The organism is Curtobacterium sp. MCBD17_034 (assembly GCF_003234515.1).
Lineage (GTDB): Bacteria > Actinomycetota > Actinomycetes > Actinomycetales > Microbacteriaceae > Curtobacterium.
Window position 1 is genome coordinate 1 of the sequence record NZ_QKTN01000017.1, and the last position, 16,982, is coordinate 16,982.

The window sequence follows — 16,982 nt, forward strand, 5'->3', positions numbered from 1 at the left end:
ATTGACGACGGTCGGGAGGGGCGGGACCGGTCCGCACCGGCCCTCCCGACCGTCGTCAATGGCGGACGAGTGGACGGAACCCGGCCTCGCGCAGGCGCTCCGTGACCTCGGCCGCGTGCTCGGGCCCCCGGGCCTCGATGCTCAGCTCGAGCGCAACCTCGGTGATCTCGAGCCCCTGCCCGTGCCGCGTGTGCAGGACCTCGACGATGTTCGCACCGGCGTCGGAGATCACCTGCGACACGAGGGCGAGCTGCCCCGGGCGGTCGGGGAGCATGATCCGGATCGCCACGTAGCGCTGCGCCGCGACGAGCCCGCGCGTGATCACGCGCTCCATCATGAGCGGGTCGATGTTGCCACCGCTCAGCACCACCACGGTCCTGCCGGAGTCGCGGATGGTCCCGGCCATGATCGCCGCCACACCCACCGCGCCGGCCGGCTCGACGACGAGCTTGGCGCGTTCGAGCAGCACGAGGAGCGCCCGGGCGACGTCGTCGTCGGCGACGGTGACGATCTCGTCGACCAGGTCGCGGACGAGCGGGAAGTTGAGCTCGCCGGGTCGGGCGACCGCGATCCCGTCGGCGATGGTCGGGGTGGTCGTGATGGTGGTCGGCGCACCCGCCTCGATCGACACCGGGTACGAGGCCGTGTTCGCGGACTGGACGCCGACGACCCGGATCGACCGGCCCTGCTGCCGGGCGACGCCCTTGACCGCGAGCGCGACACCGGAGACCAGGCCCCCGCCGCCGATCGGCACCACGACCGTGTCGACGTCCGGCACCTGGTCGACGATCTCGAGGCCGACGGTGCCCTGCCCGGCGATGATGTCCGGGTGGTCGAACGGCGGGATGAACACCGCGCCGGTCCGGGTGGCGAACTCCTGGGCAGCGGCCAGGGCCTCCTCGACGCTGTGGCCGTGGAGGACCGTGTCGGCGCCGTACTGCCGGGTCGCCTGCAGCTTCGGGAGCGCGACGCCGACGGGCATGAAGATCGTCGCCGGCACGCCGAGCTCACGGGCCGCCAGGGCGACCCCCTGCGCGTGGTTGCCAGCGCTCGCGGCGACGACGCCGCGCCGGCGCTCGTCGGCGTCGAGCGCCGCGAGCCGGTTGTACGCACCACGGATCTTGTACGCACCGGTGCGCTGCAGGTTCTCGCACTTGAGGTGCACGGCCGAGCCGAGGATCTCGCCGAGGAACTGCGATGTCTCCATCGGGGTGACGCGCGCCACACCCTCGACGATCACCCGTGCGGCCTCGACGTCGTCGAGGGTCGGGACCTGCGGCACGGTGCTGGGGATCGTCACCCGACCATCATCGCGTGTCGGCGCACGTCCCGCGACGGGTCGCCGTCGCGGGACGACTCACTCGACGTCGACCGCGGTGCCCTTGTTGGCGGTCGGCTGCTTGTCGCTGCCCGGAGCCGGCACGTCGTCGCCGATCTTGTGCCGGTGCCACCGCGACCGCGGGATGACCGTGGTGCCGTGCTCGGGCTTGGCGTCGCGCACGTGGTCGGAGTCCATGTACTTCCAGCGCCCCTGCGCGACGGTCGTGACCATCGAGTTGAGCACGGCGATGAGCGGCACGGCGAAGAACGCGCCGGCGATGCCGGCCAGACCGGAGAACGCCGTGACGCCGAGCACGACCGCGAGCGGGTGCACCTTGACCGCGTTGCCCATGACGAGCGGCTGGAGGATGTGGCCCTCGATCTGCTGCACGAGCAGGACGACGCCGATGACGAGCAAGGCTGCGACGGGGCCGTTGAAGATGAGCGCGACGAAGACCGCGAGGAAGCCGGTGACGATCGCGCCGACCACCGGCACGAACGCGCCGAGGAACACGAACACGGCGATCGGGATGACGAGCGGCAGCCCGCCGAAGAACAGGCCGACGATCCAGGAGCCCACACCGATGCCCACCGCGTCGGCGAACGCGACGAAGATCTGCACGCGCACGAAGCTCGAGAGCGTGATCCAGCCGGCGACGCCCGCGCCGTCGACCGCCGCGCGGGCCTTGATCGGGAACACCCGAACCGACCAGCGCCAGACGTTCTTGCCGTCGATGAGCAGGAAGATCACCGTGAACAGGATGACGAACAGGCCCTCGGCGACGTGCGTCAGGCTCGATCCGGCGCTCGCGACGCCCGACAGGATCGAACTCGAGTGCGCCTGGAGCCAGTTCGTGCCCTGGTCGAGGTAGCCCGAGATGTCCTTCTGCGTCACGCCGAGGCCCGCGCCCGCGATCAGGTCCTTGATGTTGTCGAACTGCGACAGCGTCTGCTTCTTGAGGGACGGGTAGGACGAGACGATCTGGCTCACGACGAGCCAGAGCAGTGCGGCGACCGCGGCGAGACCGCCGACCAGGCTGATGACGATCGCCGCCCACTTGGGCACGTGGTGCCGCTGCATCCAGTTCGAGATCGGGATGAGGAACGCCGCGATCACGATGCCCACGAGGAACGGGATGAGGATCTCGCTGAACAGCGTCATCAGCCAGATGAAGAGCGCGATCACGCCCACGACGACGAGGATCCGCCAGCTGAACGCACCGGCGATCTGCATGCCGACGGGGACGTTGTCCTCGACGACCGACGCCGGGTGCCGTCGCGACGGGACCTGCTCTCGACCTGTCCGCGCCTGCTCGCGACCCGCGGGGCGCGACAGCGCTGGTGCCGGCCGCGTCGTCCGGGCGTCCGGTTGCTTCTTCTTGCCCCATGCCATTGCGCCAGTGTATGAGCGCGTGCCCGTTCGTGTTCCGATCCCGGAATACGATGCGCGCGTTCCGGACGACCGGGAGGCAGCGGGCACGTCGGAGGCCGCCGGTAGCGTTGCGGGCATGGTCCGGACCGCACTCTCCGCCGCCCAGGCACGACGCGTCGCGCTCGGGGCGCAGGGCATCGGCCGTGCGGTCCCGGAGAGCGCGGTGTCGAGCCGGACCATCCGCGCCCTCGTCGAGCGGCTGGGGCTCCTGCAGATCGACTCCGTGAACGTGTTCGAGCGGAGCCACTACCTGCCCGTCTTCGCCCGCCTCGGTGCGTACGACAAGGCCCTCCTCGACCGCATGACGATGACGAGGGGCGCCGCCCACCTGGAGTACTGGGCGCACGAGGCCGCGTTCATCCCCCGCACGAGCTGGCCGCTGTTCCGGTGGGCGATGGACACGCGGCGTGCGCGGGACCACGCCGACCCCGACGGCTTCGCGGCCACCCACGCGCCACTCCTCCGGGAACTCCTCGCCGTGCTCCGCGCCGAGGGGCCCGTGCCCGCGAGCGCGGTGGAGCACGAGAGCAACGTGCGGCGAGGACCGTGGTGGGGCTGGAGCGACGTCAAGCGGGGGTTCGAGCACCTGTTCCGCTGGGGCGATGTCGTCAGCGCCGGGCGGAGCGGCTTCGAGCGCGTGTACGGCCTGCCGGACCAGGTGCTGCCGGCCGAGGTGCTCGACACGATCCCGGACGAGACCGACGCCGTCCGCACCCTCGTCGAGCGCTCGATCCGGGCCTCCGGCGTCGGGACGCTCGCGGACGTCGCGGACTACCACCGCCTCCGGTCGGACCGGACGCGGTCGGCGCTGCGCGACCTCGAGGACGCCGGGGTCGTCGTGCCCGTCGAGGTCGAGGGCTGGGGCCGCCCGGCGTGGATGCACGCCGACGCCACGGTCCCCCGCCGTGTCGAGGCCGACGCCGTGCTCAGCCCGTTCGACCCCGTCGTCTGGTTCCGGCCCCGCGCCGAGCGCGTCTTCGGGTTCCACTACCGGATCGAGATCTACACACCGGCCCCGAAGCGCGTGTACGGCTACTACGTGTTACCGGTCCTGCAGGACGACCAGGTCGTGGGCCGGGTCGACCTCAAGAGCGACCGCCAGCACGGTGTCCTCCGCGTCCGGACGGCATGGGAGGAACCCGGCCGACACCTCGATCCCGGGCGTCTCGGCGCACTGCTGCTCCGCACCGCGGACTGGCAGGGACTCGACGCCGTGGCGGTCACCGACCGGGGAACAGCGGCAGCGCGGCTCGCGGACGCCCTCGGTGTGCCGCTCGTGCCGCACGAGGCCGCGGACGACGCCGAGGCCGCGGACGACGCCGAGGCCGCGGACTCCCCGCCGGACGGCCCCTGACGACCGCACCCGTCAGAACTGCACGCGCGGGGGTTCGGCGATCGCGGCGGGCTCCGCGGTCTCGAAGAACGGTGCCTCGCGGTACCCGCGGTTCCGCGCGACGGCGGAGCCCGGGAACACGCGGATCTTCGTGTTGAGCTCGCGGACGCTGCCGTTGTAGTAGCGGCGCGCCGACTGGATCTTGTCCTCGGTCGCGACGAGTTCCGACTGCAGCTGCAAGAACGCCTGGCTCGACTGCAGCTGCGGGTAGCCCTCGGCGATGGAGAACACGCGCTTGAGTGCCTTCTGCATGTGCCCCTCCGCCTCCGACGCAGCCGCGGCGTCACCCGCGCTCAGCGTCTCGGCCCGGGCCTGCGTCACGGTCTCGAACAGACCGTTCTCGTGGGTGGCGTACGCCCGGACGGTGTCGACGATCGTCGGGACGAGCTCGGCCCGCCGGTCGAACTGCGTCTCGATCTCACTCCACGCCTGGTCGACCCGGCCCTTCAGGGCCACGAGCGACCTCGACGTGGCCCAGACGGCGATGCCGACGACCACCAGCACGACGACGACCACTCCGACGACGATGAGCGTCGTGACGAGACCGGTGTCCATGGCGAGTACTCCTTCTCCGCGACGGACACGCAGGCACATGTGTCCGTATCGACTATACGGGCGGCACCAGGAGCGCTCGGCCGCCGGGGTACTGGCTCTCGGCTGATTCCCGCGCACCGTTCGGCTGGTTCCCGGGCGCGTGGAGCCTTCGTCACGATTTCGCATCGGCTGGATCCGCCGAGCCGAGCGAGTGGTTGACGTCGGCCCGCGGGTGACCTCGAATGGGGGGCAGTGGATCAGGGAACACGAGCGGGCCGGGGGGCCGTGGGGTGGCCGGTCGCCCGTCGACCGCCCGCTCGGCGCCGACGCGCCCTGCGGGGGCGACGGGTCGCACTCGTCACCACGGTGCCGCTCGCCGTCGTCGTGGCCCTGCTCGCCGCGGCGGCTCCCGCACGCGCCGCCTCGCCCGACGCGACGGCACGTGCTCCGATCACCACCACCATGTCCCGGGCCGTGCCGACCCAGCCGGCCGGCGCACAGCAGGCGGCGCCGGCCGCCTCGGCGAGCCCGACCGCTCCGACGCCGGTCGCACCGTCGATCGACGACCAGTCGGCCATCACCACCGGAAGCGGCCGGTTCACGGGCCGCGGGACCCCGGATGCCCGCGTGCGCGTCGCCGACCCGAGCACGCCCACGGCGTCGGTCTGCTCGACCACCGTGACCGGCGACGGGACGTGGGCGTGCACCGGACCGGTCCGCTCCGGGCCCCGCCAGGTCTTCACCGTCCTCGACACGACGCACGACGACCTGGCGCCCGACGACGCCGCACCCGTCGACGTCCTGACACCGCCGGTCGTCACGACGACGGGCCCGACGACCGGGGGCGTGACCGGCACGGGGTACCCCGGAGCGCGGGTGACGGTGGACGCCGGGAGCGCCTCCCGAACGGCCACGATCTCCTCCGACGGGTCCTGGTACGTCTCCTGGTCCGCCGGGCCCGACGCCCTGACGACGGGGACCTGGACGATGACGGCGACCCAGGCCGCGGATCCGGCGCTGGGGTTCGCCGCGACCGTGCGCAGCACGTCGTCGTCACCGGTGGCCGTCACCGTGGACCGCACCGCGCCCGTCGCCCCGGTCCTCACGCGTCCCGCGGTCGGCACGCACGTCCGGGCGCAGCCGATCACCGTCGCGGGCACCGGCGAGACCGGCGACACGGTCACGGTGTACGTCGACGGCAATCCGGTGTGCCAGAGCGCGGTCACCGCGACCCGCTGGTCGTGCACCACGGCCGGATCGAGCATCCCGGACGGCACACGCAGCTTCGCGGCGGGGCAGCGCGACGCGGCGGGGAACCTCTCGCCGGTGTCGGCCGGGCGCGCGGTGGTCGTCGGGGGCGCCCTGACCGACGCGCCGAGCGGCGGTCCGACGTCGTCCGGCGGTGACGGGGACGGCACGTCCGGCGCGGCGCCCTCGTCACCGCACGCGACGGGACGGGCCGAACCGGGCCTCCCGGGCGGTTCGGTCCGTGGTGGCCCCGGGTCCGGCGGATCCGGGTCCGGCGCGTCCGGGTCCGGGTCCGGTACGGGCGGCGGACCCGGTGGCTCGACCGGCGACGACGCGAGCGGTACCGGCGGTGGCGGTGCGGGCGCCCGACCCGACGACGGTTGGACGGCGGCGACCGCCTACGACGCACACGTGCCGAGCATCCCGGCGAGCGTCTCGCTGCGGACCCTCGTGCTGGTGCTCGTCGGGGTCGCCGCGTTCCTCGTGCTCGTCGCGGTGCCGCTCACCCTGCTCGCCCGGTCCACCCGCGGCCGGTTCCGGTGGCGTCTCGCACGGTTGACCGGGCGGAACCGCCCCGTCGCCCCGACCGCCGAGGGCGCGGGGGCGCTCCCGACGTGGGCCGCGGTGTCCGTGTCGGCCGGCGTCGCCAGCCTGCTGACGCTGTTCGCCACCGGCATCGCCGCGGAGCCGCGCTACGCCCGCCTCGCGATCGCGGTCGTCCTCGGGACCGCCGTGCTCGCGGTCGCCGTGGTGGTCGCCGCACGATGGAGCGCGGGACCGTCCCGCGACGCCGTCGTCGTCCGGGTCTCCCCGGCCCTCGTGGTCGCGGCGCTCGTCGCGTGCCTCCTCACCCGGAGCGCGCACCTCGCACCCGCGGTGCTGCTCGGCGTGCTCATCGTCCCCTCGGTCGGCGTCGGTGGACGCGATCCGCTCCCGCACCGGCACGTCCGACTCCCGCGCAGGGTCGTCGCCCTGGGCACCAACGGGGCGAGCGCGAGGAGCGCGACCGTGCAGACGGGCGCGCTCCTCGCGCTCGCGGCGATCGGCTGGCTCCTGTGCAGCGTCAGCGCCGGAGCGGGGTTCTGGCACCAGTTCCTGTCCGAGTTCGCCACCACCCTCTGCGTCGGCGGCCTCGGGTCGGTCGTGACCACGCTCCTCCCCGTCGCCGGGTCGGCCGGCGCCGCACTGTGGGCGACGTCCCGCGCGCGCTACGCCGCCGTCGCGACCGTCCCCGTGGCGCTCGCGGTGGCCGTGTACTCGGGCTCGACCGGCACGCACCTGTCCCTCGCGACCGTCGGGATCACCATGGGCGGCTGCGCCGCGGTGGCGGTCGCCGTCTGGACCTGGACCCGCGTCGTCGAGCCCGCCCTGCGCGACTGACGGGAGGCCCGACCGGCCGTCCGCGGATCGACCCGCCCCGGCGGTCCCCCGCGATACGCTGACGGACGGTGCGCCGGAGCCCGCCGACGCGCCGACGAGCTGGAGCGACCATGAGCACCGACACCGACCGCACACCGGACACGACGACGCCGTACGACCCCACCCGCTTCCGCGGGGTGTTCGAGGGGCAGTACACCTACGCCAACGGCTTCGCCCGCAACGTGCACCGGTTCGCCGATCGGCCGGCCCTGCGCGATCCGTCCTCCGGACGCTCCTGGACCTACGCCGAGCTCGGCGACGCCGTCGACCGCGTCGGTGGGTGGCTCGTCCGGAACGGCGTCGGACGCGGTGCCGTCGTCATGGCGGAGCTGTTCAACGGTCCGGAGCTCGCGATCGCGTACCTGGCGTGCCACCGCATCGGCGCCGTGTTCTCGCCCACGAACTTCCGCCTGGCCCCCGCCGAGGTCGCGTACATCATCGACGAATCGGCACCGGTCGTGCTCCTCCACGACGCCGCGCGGACAGGGGACATGACCGACGCGCTCGCCACCGCCACCCACGCTCCCGCGCGGGTCGTGGTGGTCGGGGCCGACGGGACGTCCGCGGACACCGAGTCGTTCGAGACCCTGCTGGCGGCCGAGCCCGTCACGCACCTCGAACTCGCGGAGCGCGACGACGCACGGCCGCGGACCACCTACGACGAGACCACACGCCTGTACACGTCCGGCACGACCGGACGGCCGAAGCCCGTGCCGCTGCCGAGCCTCGTCGAGGTGCTCAGCGCACACGACGTCATCATGCACTTCCCGCTGACGCCGTTCGACAAGACGCTCAACATGTCGCCGCTGTTCCACCGGGGTGGCCTGTACTCCGGCGGCCCCAACCCCGTGTTCTACGTCGGAGCGGAGCTCACCACCCTCCGGCACTTCGACGCGGACGCAGTGCTCGACCTCGTCGAGTCCGAGCGGCTGACGTTCCTCATCGGCGCCCCGACGAACCTCGTCCAGCTCGCCGACGCGCAGGAACGCCACGCCCGGGATCTGTCGTCGCTCCACGGCATCGTCACGATGGGCGCTCCGCTCGACCGTGCCGCCGCGCTGCGGTTCCAGGAGCTGCTGACCCCGCGGATCTTCAACGGGTACGGCACCACCGAGACCTTCTGGAACACGTTCCTGCGGCCGGAGGACTTCCCCGACGGCGCTGGTTCCACCGGCCGTGCGTCCACCGACGACGACGTGGCGGTGGTCCAGGTGTACGCCGACCGCCTCGCCGACCCGACGGACACGGTCGCCAAGGACGGCACCGAGATCGGCGAGTTCGCGGTCCGCACCGTCAAGTCGGGCTACTCCTACCGGAACCCGCAGCTCGAGGACGAGAAGTTCTCGGACGGCTGGTTCTACCCGGGCGACCTCGCCACCTGGGACACCCAGGAGCGCGTGACGATCGTCGGGCGCAAGGACGACATGATCATCTCCGGCGGCGAGAACGTCCACCCGGTGCAGGTCGAGGCCGTGCTCGGGGAGCACCCCGGCGTCGCCGACTCGGTCGTCGTGGGCGTGCCCGACGAGCGGTGGGGCGAGGTCGTCACCGCCTACGTCGTCCGCAAGCCCGGCGACGGTCTGCCCGAGGACGACGCGGCAGCGGCAGCCGCGCTCGAGTCGTTCACCGGATCCCACCCCGCCCTGGCCCGCTACAAGCGCCCCCGGCTGTACCGGTTCGTCGACAGCATCCCCTACAACGCGACCGGCAAGAAGGTCCACTACGTCGCCAAGGCGACGGCGGCCGAGGACCACGCGGCCGGGCTGCTCATCGCGCCCTGACCCACTGCCCACCGGTCGGGAGGCTCGGGACCGGCTCGCCCCGCGCCTCCCGACCGCACCGCTGACGGTGCTGCAGCCCCGAGACCTCAATGGTCGCCGTCGGCGGACCGACGAATCGCCGCGGCGAGCTGTGCCGCACCACCCAGGACGGCGGGGACCCCGACGGTGCAGGCCCACCCGGGGTCACCGGCGGCGATCAACACGACTGCGGCACCGAGTCCGCCGAGCGTCAGGGCCTGCGCACCGAACGCGCCGATGAGAACGGCTGTCGCTTCCGCGGCGCTCAGACGCTCGAGTGCGTCCGCGTCGACCGCCTCACGTCGGAGGTGAGCCTCGACGATCCGCGCCGCAGCGCCGGGCACGACTGTGTCGTACTCGGCGAGTGTCCGCGGGGCAGGAAGCGGGCCGATGAACGATTCGGCTGCCGCCGCTACCTGGAGGCCCCCAACCGCGTCCTGTCGGTCGTCATCCCTGCTCGCCTCGACGGAGTACGCCGAGTGCGTCGCCTCGATCTCACCGCCACTCGCATCGATGTGGCTCGCGCTGCATCCCCGGTGATCCCGACGTACACGCCGTGCCGGATCCCGTTCGCCATCCGGCTCATCGTCGTCCCCCACACCATGGTCCCCTTCCCCGTTCCGTGGCGAACGATCGTCGCACGAGCCGACCGCGGAAACCCAATCGGCGGTATACGAAATGCCGGTGATGGGCGCAATGTCCCGAAGGGCGGCGTCAGCGGTGCGCTGGGACGTCCGCGCGCGGTGTCACGGAGGCACGCGTGCCGGTCAGCCGCGAGGGCGCCGTGAACAGCCAGGGGAACCGGAGCCGCTCGAGGACGATGCCGAGCAGGATCGGACCGACGACGCCCGCGAGCGTGCCGACGACCACGTGGACGACCGGGTCCTGGACGCCGAGGTGCGACAGGACGATCCGGGTGCCCGACGCGAACGTGATGCTGGCGAGGAAGATCTCGAGCGTGCGGCGGCCGACCGCACCGACCCAGGTCAGCCACGACACGGCCGCGAGCAGCCGGGAGACCGCGATCACCGCCACGAGGCCGACCAGGGTCGTGAGCAGACCGAGCGCGACCGCCACCACCCCGTGGTGGTCGCCGGCACTCGGGGTCGGCGTGCCCTCGGACGTGCCGAACACCAGGGCGACGAAGGCGACGGTCCCGACGAGCGCGACGACACCCACCACGGGGAGCCGCACGCGCGCGATGAACTCGATCACGCGGCGCGCGCCGATGCACACGCCGAGGAAGAAGAACACCCAGATGCCGAGGCCCTGGACGAGGGCGACCCCCAGGTCCGTGCCCCAGCCCGCGATGCTCACGACGAGGGCCCCCACGATGCTGGCGATCATGACGGCACGGGACCGCCACGGGCGGACGAGCGCGGCCACCGTCGACACGGCCACGAGCCACGGCAGGAACCAGAGCTGCCCGTCCGGGTGCAGCAGGTCGAGTGTGCTCGTGATGCTCGTGGGCGAGTTCACGAGGGCGCCGGCAGCCAGTTTCACCACGCCCTGCACGAGCGACCACACGACGTAGACGTAGATGAACAGCACGTCGCGGCTGCGGAGGTACCGGCCAACGCCGTCACGATCGACGGCGCGAGCGACGAACAGGCCGCTGATGAACGCGAACACCGTCAGGTGCACGCTGTACAGGAGTCGGTCGGTGTCGATGTAGCCCACCGCGTGGCGGTCGAGGATGTGTGCGGACGCCAGTCCGCGCAGGACGTGGCCGAGCACGATCATGGTGATCGCGATGCCACGGGCGATGTCGAGGGTCGCGTCTCGGGTCGACGCGGTTCGGGTTCGGGTCGTCACGATCCGCAGCCTAGGGGGTGACGGGCCGTCGCGGGGGCGCCGGCGGTGTTCGGTGCCCCCGGAGGGATTCGAACCCTCAACTCGGCGATTTTAAGTCGCATGCCTCTGCCGTTGGGCCACGGGGGCGGCGCGGGCCAGCCGCGCACCGAGCGTTGCTCGGGAACGCGTTCCAGCCTAGATCGTCGGCACCCCGGACGCGGACGAGGCGGTCACCCCGTGGGGTGACCGCCTCGATCGTGGTCGATCCGCTGGCACGGACGGAGTCGGCTACTCCGCCTTGGCGCTGACCGGCGCCGACTCCGCGGCCGGCTCGGCGACGGGCTGGGCCGCGGCAGCGGCGTCGGCCTTCGGCGCGGCGGCCTTCCTGGCGGCCGGCTTGCGCGTGGTCGTCTTCGCGGCGGGCGCGGCGTCGTCCTTCTTGACGTCCTTCGAGACGTCGTCCGCGGGGGTCGCGTAGACCGGGCCCGACGCACCCTCGGGCGTACCGGCCTCGGGCATCGGGGGCTTCGGGCGCGACGCGAACGTCTCGAACGCGGCACGCGGGGTCTCGCGGTCGTCGAGCGAGACGATGTCGCGGCCGAACATCGTGCCGGTGAGCCAGTCGCCGACCACGCGGACCTTGCGCTCCCACGACGGCATGGCCAGACCGTGGTACCCGCGGTGCGCGCCCCAGGCGAGGAAGCCCTTCATCGCGAACTTGCCCGACTGGAACACACCGATGCCGAGGCCGAGGCCCGCCACCGCGCCGAGGTTCTCGTGCTTGTAGTCCTTCGGCTCCTCACCGCGGATGACCGCGACGAGGTTCTTCGCCAGCTGCTTGGCCTGGCGGACCGCGTGCTGGGCGTTCGGCACGCACATGCCGCCCACACCGCCGCCCGTGAGGTCCGGCACCGCCGCGACGTCACCGCAGGCCCAGGCGTCCGCGACGATCCCGTTGTCGTCCACGACACGGAGGTCCGGCTGCACACGGATGCGTCCGCGCGGCTCGAGCGGGAGGTCGGTGCCCTTGACCATCGGGTTCGCCATGACACCCGCGGTCCAGATGATGAGGTCGGACTCGACGGTCTGGATCTCGCCCTCGTTCGGCTTGAACTGGCAGACGCCGCCGACCGCCGAGGCGAGCTGCGTGTCGAGGTGGACCTCAGCGCCGCGCTCGGCGAGGTTCTTGAGCACCCAGTGGCTGGTCTCGAGGGAGACCTCGGGCATGATGCGCCCCATCGCCTCGACCAGGTGGAAGTGGGTCTCGTCGAACGAGATGGTCGGGTAGTTCCGGAGCAGGTTCGTGGCGAACGACCGCAGCTCGGCGAAGATCTCGATGCCGGCGAAGCCACCGCCGACGACCACGACGGTGAGGAGACGCTCGCGCTCCGGGCCGGCGGGCAGGTTCGCGGCCTTCGCGAAGTTCGTGAGGATCTTGTCGCGGATCGCGGCGGCTTCCTCGATGGTCTTGAGGCCGATGGCCTCCTCGGCGACGCCGGCGATCGGGAACGTGCGCGAGACGGCACCGGCGGTCATGACGAGCGTGTCGTAGGTCTCCTCCCACGGCTCGCCGACCTGCGGCGTGATCGTCGCGGTCTTCGTGGCGTGGTCGACCTTGGTGACCTTGGCCGTGACGACACGGGTCTTGCCGAGGTGCCGACGGTGCGCGACCACCGCGTGCCGCGGCTCGATCGACCCGGCCGCGACCTCCGGCAGGAACGGCTGGTAGGTCATGTAGGGCAGCGGGTCCACCATCGTGACCTCGGCCTCGCCCGGGCGGAGCGCCTTCTCGAGCTTCCATGCTGTGTAGAAGCCGGCGTAGCCGCCGCCGACGATGAGGATCTTGGGCACGAGTGATGTCTCCTTGGATGGGGGTTTGCCGAGAGTTTACTCTCTGCCTCCGCCCACCCCGACTCCGCCGTCGTCCACCCCATCGTACGTCACGCAGGCGCACCGCTCGGGGCTCCAGGCCGCCCGTTCGAGCGCGAGGTCGCCGATCGGGTTCACGCCTGGCCCCGCGGCGAGGGCGTGCCCCACGAGCGCGTGCAGGCACTTCACCCGGTTCGGCATGCCGCCCGCGGTGACCCCCGCGATCTCCGCGACGACCTCGATCGACTCGCGGTCCGCCAGGTACGCCTCGTGCGCGGCACGGTACGCGTCGGCCACGGACTGCTCCTCGAGGAGGGCCGCGAGCTCCGGCATCGCACCCGTCGCCTCGAGCGTCGACACCGCGGCCGTCGCCGCGGGGTGCGTCAGGTAGTACAGGGTCGGGAAGGGCGTGCCGTTCGACAACCGGGGCTGCGTCGCCACCACCGTCGGCGCACCGCACACGCAGCGTGCCGGGACGCCGATGACGTCACGCGCGGGACGCCCGAGCTGGGCCGAGACGACGGCGACGTCACGGGCGGTGGGCGGATCGAACGGAGGAGTTGCCACGGGACGGTGATCCTACCCGGTGCACGTTCCGTCCTCGGGCCGTCCGGCGCTGGGTACCCGCAGGTCGGCGCGCGATGCCCGCGCGATCAGCGCCCGGCGCCCGTGCCCGCGGTCGCACCCGTGGTCGGCGTCCCACTGCCCGAGACGTCCGGGGCGACGAGCTCGGACGTCGTCTTCGCGGTCAGCCCGGACTCGAGCACCGACGACAACATCGCCTGCACCCAGTCGACCTTCGGCGTCTGGAGCTTCGAGCTCACGGGGGTGCCCGAGTCGGTCGTCACGGCACTGGTCGAGCCCGACGAGGACCCGCTCCCAGCGCCCATGACGAGGTAGCTCGTCTCGCCCGGGTACACGTACAGCAGGCGGTCGCGCGCCTGGGCCTCGATGTAGGCGGGGTCGTCCCACCGCGCCACGTCCCGCTTCTTCGTCGCGACGTCCGCACGCTGCGCGGCGACCTGCTGCTCCTTCTGCGCGATCTCCTGCTGCTGCTGGATCAGCGTCCGCAGCGACGGCGCGAGCACCACGACGAACAGCACGACGATGCCGAGCATGAGGACGCTGAAGCCCGAGAACCGGATGTTCCGGAACCAGGCGCCGGACGGACTCGTGGCGGCGGGCATCGCGATCGGCACGCGACGGACGCGGGGCTTCGTCGAGGGCATGCAGCGACGATAACCCGGGCGCCGGTCCGGTCCGGGCAGCGGCACGGTCCGGACCCGTCCCCCCAGGCCACGCGCAACCGACCACCGAGGACCCGGGCACTGCCTCCCGCGCCCGTGCTCACGCCGGTGATTCCACTGACGCGTCGTCCGCCGGCCGACACGCGGAACGGCCCCTGGGCCTCCCGGTCGGGAGGCCCGGGGGCCGGAGCCGGAGCGGCACCCGCTGGTCCGACGGTCCGGACCAGCGAGCGCGCGGCTCACAGGTGGGCGCTGCGCGGGAACGAGCTGCGGCCGGCGTAGACGGCGGCGTCGCCCAGTTCCTCCTCGATCCGGAGGAGCTGGTTGTACTTGGCGACGCGGTCCGAGCGGGCCGGCGCACCGGTCTTGATCTGGCCGCCGTCCACCGCGACCGCGATGTCGGCGATCGTCGTGTCCTCGGTCTCGCCCGAGCGGTGGGACAGGATCGCGGTCATGCCGCTGCGCTGTGCGAGCGCGACGGCGTCGAGGGTCTCGGTCAGGGTGCCGATCTGGTTCACCTTGACGAGGATCGAGTTCGCCGCCCGCTCCTGGATCCCCTTGGCGAGGCGCTTCGGGTTCGTCACGAAGAGGTCGTCACCGACGATCTGCACCTTCGACCCGAGCTCGGCGGTGAAGTGCGTCCAGCCCTCCCAGTCGTCCTCGGCGAGCGGGTCCTCGATGGTGACGAGGGGGTAGTTGCCGACGAGGTCCACGAAGTACTGCGTGAACGCCTCGCTCGAGAGCTGCCCGCCCTCGAACGCGTACGTGCCGTCGGCGTAGAACTCCGTCGAGGCGACGTCGAGGCCGAGCGCGATGTCCTTGCCGGGGGTGAACCCGGCCTTCTCGATCGCGGCGACGAGGAAGTCGAGCGCGGCGCGGTTCGAGGCGAGCTCCGGGGCGAACCCGCCCTCGTCGCCGAGGCCGGTGGCGAGCCCCTGCTTTTTCAGCTCGCCCTTGAGCGCGTGGTAGGTCTCGACGCCCCACCGGAGGGCCTCGGAGAAGGACGACGCGCCGTAGGGCACGAGGAAGAACTCCTGGATGTCGACGTTCGTGTCGGCGTGGGCGCCGCCGTTGACGACGTTCATGAGCGGCACGGGCAGGGTGTGCGCGTTCGGGCCGCCGAGGTAGCGGAACAGGGGCAGGTCGGCGGAGTCCGCCGCGGCGCGGGCGACCGCGAGCGAGGCGCCGAGGATCGCGTTCGCGCCGAGGCGGGACTTGTTCTCGGTGCCGTCGAGCTCGATGAGCGCCGCGTCCACGAGACGCTGGTCGGTGGCGTCGAAGCCCTCGAGCGCCGGGCCGATCTCGTCGAGGACACCCTCGACGGCCTTGAGCACGCCCTTGCCGCCGTAGCGTCCGGCGTCGCCGTCACGCAGCTCGTAGGCCTCGAACGCGCCGGTCGAGGCGCCGGACGGGACCAGGGCGCGCGAGACCACGCCGTCGTCGAGGAGCACCTCGACCTCGACGGTCGGGTTGCCTCGGGAATCGAGGACTTCGCGTGCTCCAACGGCATCGATCACGGCCACGGGGTACTCCTAACAAGCGGTAGTGGTGGTTGGACGAATCCGGGACCGATCCTAGCGAGCGAGGTCACTCGAGCGGTCGGAAGGCGAGGTCCTCGAGGGTGCTGTCGGTGTCCACCGTCGCGAAGGCGGTGAACCCCGCGGCGGCGAGCCCGGCCAACAGGTTCTTCATGTTCTTGGTCCGGCGTTCGAGGCGCACCCGGGCGTGGCCGGCCAGGACCTCCTGCTTGAGCGCGGCGAGGCGGGCGGGCGGGACGTCGCGGTCGTGGACGAGCACGACGGCGTCGGCGGTGGCGTCCTCGGGCAGCGTCACGAGGTCGACGAGGCGCTCGAACCCGAGCGAGAACCCGACCGCGGGGACGTCCTGGCCGAGGAAGCGCCCGATCATGCCGTCGTACCGCCCACCACCGCCGAGGCTGTACCCGAAGTCGGGGTGCGCGACCTCGAAGATGGTGCCCGTGTAGTACCCCATGCCCCGGACGAGCGTCGGGTCGAACTGCAGTCGCACGCCGGGCAGGGCCGCACGCAGGGCCTGCAGGTCCCCGAACGCCTCGGCGTCGAGCCAGTCGGCCCCCACGACGCTGTCCCAGTCGGCCGTCGCGAGGTCGCGCAGCACGGCCTCGAGCTCGGAGGCGTCGTGTCCGGCCAGCCTCGGCAGTGCCACGAGTTCGCGCGCGACGCCGTCGGGGCCGATCTTGTCGAGCTTGTCGACGACGACGAGGGCGGCGTCGGCGGCGGGTCCGTCGACGCCCCACGAGCCGAGCAGCGCCACGAGGATCCGCCGGTCGTTGACGCGGATGGTGGTCCCGGTGATGCCGAGGGCGTCCACGGCGTCGGTCGTCGCGCGGATGAGTTCGATCTCGGCGAGCGGCCCGGCCTCGCCGAGGATGTCGATGTCGCACTGCACGAACTGCCGGTAGCGGCCCTTCTGCGGACGCTCCGCGCGCCAGACGGGCGCGATCTGCACGGACCGGAACACCGTCGGCAGCTCGGAACGGTGGCTCGCGTAGAACCGGGCGAGCGGGACCGTGAGGTCGAACCGGAGTCCGAGGTCGGCCAGGTCGAGCGGCGCCTCGGCGACGCGGAGGTCCTCGACGCTGAGCCCCCGACGCATCACGGCGAAGGCCAGCTTCTCGTTGTCGCCGCCGAGACCCGCGTGCAGCCGCGAGGCGTCCTCGACGACGGGGGTCTCGATCTCGTCGAAGCCGTGGCGCGTGTACACGCCACGGATCACGCCGAGCACGTGGTCACGGCGCGCCTTCTCGGCTGGGAGGAAGTCCCGCATCCCGCGGGGAGCCGTCACGACAGTCGCCATGGCCCCATCTTCGCAGAGCGCTTGCCGCCGCGCCGTCGGCGATGATATGCTGTATTCCAGTCGGTCACCGCTCCACTGATCCATCACGGTGG

The 16,982-nt window shown here is 72.3% G+C and carries 13 protein-coding genes and 1 tRNA gene; 3 read left to right on the plus strand and 11 right to left on the minus strand.

Features of this window, described 5'->3' with window-relative positions:
* Window positions 1–55: 55 nt before the first annotated feature.
* Both ilvA and DEI92_RS15905 read right to left on the minus strand, forming a co-directional pair.
* Window positions 56–1,300 (minus strand): threonine ammonia-lyase, encoded by a 1,245-nt coding sequence (gene ilvA / locus DEI92_RS15900; RefSeq protein WP_111014226.1) that lies wholly within the window; start codon window positions 1,298–1,300, stop codon window positions 56–58.
* Window positions 1,301–1,357: 57 nt separating this feature from the next.
* Entirely contained in the window at window positions 1,358–2,713 is a 1,356-nt protein-coding gene (locus tag DEI92_RS15905; RefSeq protein ID WP_258370246.1) for an AI-2E family transporter, read from the minus strand.
* 115 nt (window positions 2,714–2,828) lie between these two features.
* Here DEI92_RS15905 and DEI92_RS15910 point away from each other — a divergent pair, with 115 nt between their 5' ends.
* Window positions 2,829–4,106, plus strand: coding sequence for a winged helix-turn-helix domain-containing protein (locus tag DEI92_RS15910; protein WP_111014227.1), 1,278 nt, complete (start codon window positions 2,829–2,831; stop codon window positions 4,104–4,106).
* A gap of 12 nt (window positions 4,107–4,118) precedes the next feature.
* Here the strand turns inward: DEI92_RS15910 and DEI92_RS15915 are convergent, their stop codons facing one another.
* Window positions 4,119–4,700 (minus strand): LemA family protein, encoded by a 582-nt coding sequence (locus DEI92_RS15915; protein ID WP_111014228.1) that lies wholly within the window; start codon window positions 4,698–4,700, stop codon window positions 4,119–4,121.
* A gap of 231 nt (window positions 4,701–4,931) precedes the next feature.
* On the opposite strand from DEI92_RS15915, the gene DEI92_RS15920 reads away from it, so the two are divergent.
* Complete coding sequence (locus DEI92_RS15920) at window positions 4,932–7,307, plus strand: hypothetical protein (protein WP_146249178.1); 2,376 nt, start codon at window positions 4,932–4,934, stop codon at window positions 7,305–7,307.
* Between the two features lie 110 nt (window positions 7,308–7,417).
* The gene (locus DEI92_RS15925) at window positions 7,418–9,127 is read left to right on the plus strand and encodes a class I adenylate-forming enzyme family protein (RefSeq protein ID WP_111014230.1); all 1,710 of its coding nucleotides are present in this window, start codon (window positions 7,418–7,420) and stop codon (window positions 9,125–9,127) included.
* A gap of 86 nt (window positions 9,128–9,213) precedes the next feature.
* Here the strand turns inward: DEI92_RS15925 and DEI92_RS15930 are convergent, their stop codons facing one another.
* The 8 genes from DEI92_RS15930 to hisS all read right to left on the minus strand — a co-directional run bounded on the left by DEI92_RS15930 (window position 9,214) and on the right by hisS (window position 16,890).
* Window positions 9,214–9,489, minus strand: coding sequence for a hypothetical protein (locus DEI92_RS15930; protein WP_111011424.1), 276 nt, complete (start codon window positions 9,487–9,489; stop codon window positions 9,214–9,216).
* 370 nt (window positions 9,490–9,859) lie between these two features.
* The gene (locus DEI92_RS16730; RefSeq protein ID WP_220037517.1) at window positions 9,860–10,960 is read right to left on the minus strand and encodes an acyltransferase; all 1,101 of its coding nucleotides are present in this window, start codon (window positions 10,958–10,960) and stop codon (window positions 9,860–9,862) included.
* Window positions 10,961–11,013: 53 nt separating this feature from the next.
* A tRNA-Leu gene (locus DEI92_RS15945) sits at window positions 11,014–11,086 on the minus strand.
* Between the two features lie 141 nt (window positions 11,087–11,227).
* Window positions 11,228–12,790, minus strand: a complete 1,563-nt coding sequence (locus tag DEI92_RS15950; protein WP_111014233.1) for an NAD(P)/FAD-dependent oxidoreductase — start codon at window positions 12,788–12,790, stop codon at window positions 11,228–11,230.
* Window positions 12,791–12,826: 36 nt separating this feature from the next.
* Window positions 12,827–13,375 (minus strand): DUF501 domain-containing protein, encoded by a 549-nt coding sequence (locus DEI92_RS15955; protein WP_111014234.1) that lies wholly within the window; start codon window positions 13,373–13,375, stop codon window positions 12,827–12,829.
* Window positions 13,376–13,461: 86 nt separating this feature from the next.
* Window positions 13,462–14,037 carry a septum formation initiator family protein gene (locus DEI92_RS15960; protein ID WP_111014235.1) on the minus strand — a complete coding sequence of 192 codons (576 nt, stop codon included), beginning with the start codon at window positions 14,035–14,037 and terminating at the stop codon, window positions 13,462–13,464.
* A 257-nt stretch (window positions 14,038–14,294) separates the two neighbouring features.
* On the minus strand, window positions 14,295–15,578 hold the full coding sequence (eno, locus tag DEI92_RS15965) for a phosphopyruvate hydratase (RefSeq protein WP_111014236.1): 1,284 nt from the start codon (window positions 15,576–15,578) through the stop codon (window positions 14,295–14,297).
* 64 nt (window positions 15,579–15,642) lie between these two features.
* On the minus strand, window positions 15,643–16,890 hold the full coding sequence (gene hisS, locus DEI92_RS15970) for a histidine--tRNA ligase (protein WP_111014237.1): 1,248 nt from the start codon (window positions 16,888–16,890) through the stop codon (window positions 15,643–15,645).
* Window positions 16,891–16,982: the final 92 nt, after the last annotated feature.

Coding starts and splice junctions, on each gene's coding strand:
- DEI92_RS15905 (WP_258370246.1), bottom strand. CDS start 2,713: ATGGCATGGGGCAAGAAGAAGCAACCGGACGCCCGGACGACGCGGCCG.
- DEI92_RS15910 (WP_111014227.1), top strand. CDS start 2,829: ATGGTCCGGACCGCACTCTCCGCCGCCCAGGCACGACGCGTCGCGCTC.
- DEI92_RS15915 (WP_111014228.1), bottom strand. CDS start 4,700: ATGGACACCGGTCTCGTCACGACGCTCATCGTCGTCGGAGTGGTCGTC.
- DEI92_RS15925 (WP_111014230.1), top strand. CDS start 7,418: ATGAGCACCGACACCGACCGCACACCGGACACGACGACGCCGTACGAC.
- DEI92_RS15960 (WP_111014235.1), bottom strand. CDS start 14,037: ATGCCCTCGACGAAGCCCCGCGTCCGTCGCGTGCCGATCGCGATGCCC.
- hisS (WP_111014237.1), bottom strand. CDS start 16,890: ATGGCGACTGTCGTGACGGCTCCCCGCGGGATGCGGGACTTCCTCCCA.